Raw genomic sequence first — 3,215 nt, 5'->3', positions numbered from 1 at the left:
GTGGGGCCTGTATTTACCTCCGGGACTCTGGCGGATGCCATTGACGAAAATTCTGGTGCCAGCTCGGTTATTTACACCGCGACCACGGACGACGCGGCAGCGGTTTATTCGTTGTCTGGTACAGATGCGTCACTGTTCAGCATCAACTCAGCCACCGGCGAAGTGACGTTATTGGCGGATGCCGATTACGAAACAAAAGCTAGTTACAGCTTTACCGTCACCGCTACTGATGTGGCGGGTAACTTTACCGATCAAACCGTCACGCTGGCGGTCAATGACCTGGATGAAGTGGCACCAAGCATTACATCTGGCGCTATCGCCACTGCGATCGACGAAAATAGCGGTGCCAGTACTGTGGTGTATACCGCCATTGCGGATGACTCTGCCGATATTTCTGATGGTGTGGTTTTCTCGCTCTCAGGCGACGATGCGGCGGATTTCAGCATCAACTCAGCCACCGGCGAAGTTACTTTGTTGGCGGATGCCGATTACGAAAGTAAATCCAGCTATAACTTTGTCGTGATCGCCACCGATGGTGCTGGTTTACAAGATAGCCAAGCCGTGACACTGGATGTGAATGATCTGGATGAAGTGGCACCGGCATTTATATCTGGTTCAACAGCGACCGCCATTGACGAAAACTCTGGTGAAAACACGGTGATTTACACCGCAGCGACGGATGATGCGACGGCGGTTTATAGCCTCTCGGGAGCCGATGCAGGGCTGTTCAGCATTAATTCAGCCACCGGCGAAGTGACGTTATTGGCGGATGCCAATTACGAGACCAAGTCCAGCTACAGCTTTACTGTCACCGCTACCGATGGGGCCGGTAACTACAGCGACCAAGCCGTGACGCTGGCGGTCAATAACCTGGATGAAGCAGCGCCAAGCATTACGTCTGGCGCTACGGCTACCGCGATCGATGAAAACAGCGGTGCCGGCAGTGTGATTTATACCGCCACTGCTGATGACTCTGCTGATATTTCTGATGGCGTGAGTTTCGGTCTGTCGGGTGCAGATGCTGCGTATTTCTCGATTGATACCAGCAGTGGCGAAGTTACTTTGTTGGCCGATGCGGACTATGAGATCAAATCCAGCTACAGCTTTACTGTTACAGCCACCGACGGCGCGGGTTTACAAAATAGCCAAGCCGTGACGCTGGATGTGAATGATCTGGATGAAGTGGCACCGGCATTTACATCCGGTTCAACAGCGACCGCCATTGACGAAAACTCTGGTGAAAACACGGTGATTTACACCGCAGCGACGGATGATGCGACGGCGGTTTATAGCCTCTTGGGAGCCGATGCAGGGCTGTTCAGCATTAATTCAGCCACCGGCGAAGTTACCTTATTGGCCGACGCTGATTACGAGACCAAGTCCAGTTATAGCTTTACTGTCACCGCTACCGATGGAGCCGGTAACCACACGGACCAAACCGTGACGCTGGCGGTCAATAACCTGGATGAAGTCGCACCGACGATTACTTCTGGCGCTATCGCCACTGCGATCGATGAAAACAGCGGTGCGGGTAGTGTGATTTATACCGTCACTGCGGATGACTCTGCTGATATTTCTGATGGCGTGAGTTTCGGTCTGTCGGGTACAGATGCCGCGTACTTCAGCATCAACTCAGCCACCGGTGAAGTCACCTTATTGGCGGATGCGGATTACGAAAGCAAGTCCAGTTACAGCTTTACCGTCACCGCCGCCGATGGCGCGGGTTTACAAGATAGCCAGTCCGTCACCCTGGCGGTCAATAACCTCGATGAAGCAGCACCGACGATTACCTCTGGTGATACCGCGACTGCCATCGATGAAAACAGCGGTGCCGGGCAGGTGGTGTATACCGCGGCGGCCGATGATTCCGCAGATATCTCCGATGGAGTAACGTTTAGCCTTGGCGGCACTGATGCGGCTTACTTCACCATTGGTATCAATACCGGCGAAGTGACTTTGTTGGCTGATGCCGATTACGAGACCAAGTCCAGCTACAGCTTTACTGTCACCGCTACCGATGGGGCGGGTAACCACACCGATCAAACTGTTACCCTGGCAGTGAATAACCTGGATGAAGTGGGGCCTGTATTTACCTCCGGTACGTTGGCGGATGTCATTGATGAGAACTCCGGTGAGAACGCGGTGATTTACACCGCAGCGACGGATGATGCGACGGCGGTTTATAACCTCTCGGGGGGTGATGCAGGGCTATTCAGCATTAATTCAGCCACCGGCGAAGTGACGTTATTGGCTGATGCCAATTACGAGGCCAAGTCCAGCTACAGCTTTACTGTCACAGCGACAGATGGCGCCGGTAACCACACGGACCAAGCCGTTACCCTGGTGGTTAATAACCTAGATGAAGCAGCGCCAAGCATTACATCTGGTGCTACGGCCACCTCGATCGATGAAAACAGCGGTGCGGGCAGTGTGATTTATACCGCCACTGCGGATGACTCTGCTGATATTTCTGATGGCGTGAGTTTCGGTCTGTCGGGTGCAGATGCTACGTACTTCTCGATTGATACCAGCAGTGGCGAAGTTACTTTGTTGGCGGATGCCGATTACGAAAGTAAATCCAGCTATAACTTTGTCGTGATCGCCACCGATGGTGCTGGTTTACAAGATAGCCAAGCCGTGACGCTGGATGTGAATGATCTGGATGAAGTGGCACCGGCATTTACATCCGGTTCAACAGCGACTGCCATTGACGAAAACTCTGGTGAAAACACGGTGATTTACACCGCAGCGACGGATGATGCGACGGCGGTTTATAGCCTCTCGGGAGCCGATGCAGGGCTGTTCAGCATTAATTCAGCCACCGGCGAAGTGATGTTATTGGCTGATGCCAATTACGAGACCAAGTCCAGCTACAGCTTTACTGTCACCGCCACCGATGGAGCCGGTAACTTTACTAATCAGGCCGTTACCCTGGCGGTTAATAACCTGGATGAAGCAGCGCCAAGCATTACGTCTGGCGCGACGGCTACTGCAATCGATGAAAACTCAGGTGCCGGGCAAGTGGTGTATACCACGACGGCCGATGATTCCGCGGATATTTCTGGAGGTGTGACTTTCTCGCTCTCTGGCGACGATGCCGCGTATTTCAGCATCAACTCCGCCACCGGCGAAGTTGCTTTGTTGGCGGATGCGGATTATGAGAGCAAGTCCAGCTACAGCTTTATTGTTACAGCCACCGATGGCGCGGGTTTACA

The 3,215-nt window shown here is 53.3% G+C and carries 1 protein-coding gene; it reads left to right on the top strand.

Annotated elements, in window-relative coordinates; translation table 11 throughout:
• The coding region (locus tag Q8W22_RS16520; RefSeq protein WP_305453093.1) for a cadherin repeat domain-containing protein at positions 1-3,215 on the top strand (3,215 nt) is incomplete at both ends.

This window comes from Oceanobacter sp. 1_MG-2023, assembly GCF_030689025.1.
Taxonomy (GTDB): domain Bacteria; phylum Pseudomonadota; class Gammaproteobacteria; order Pseudomonadales; family Oceanobacteraceae; genus Oceanobacter.
This window is presented reverse-complemented; position numbering and strand designations above follow the sequence as displayed.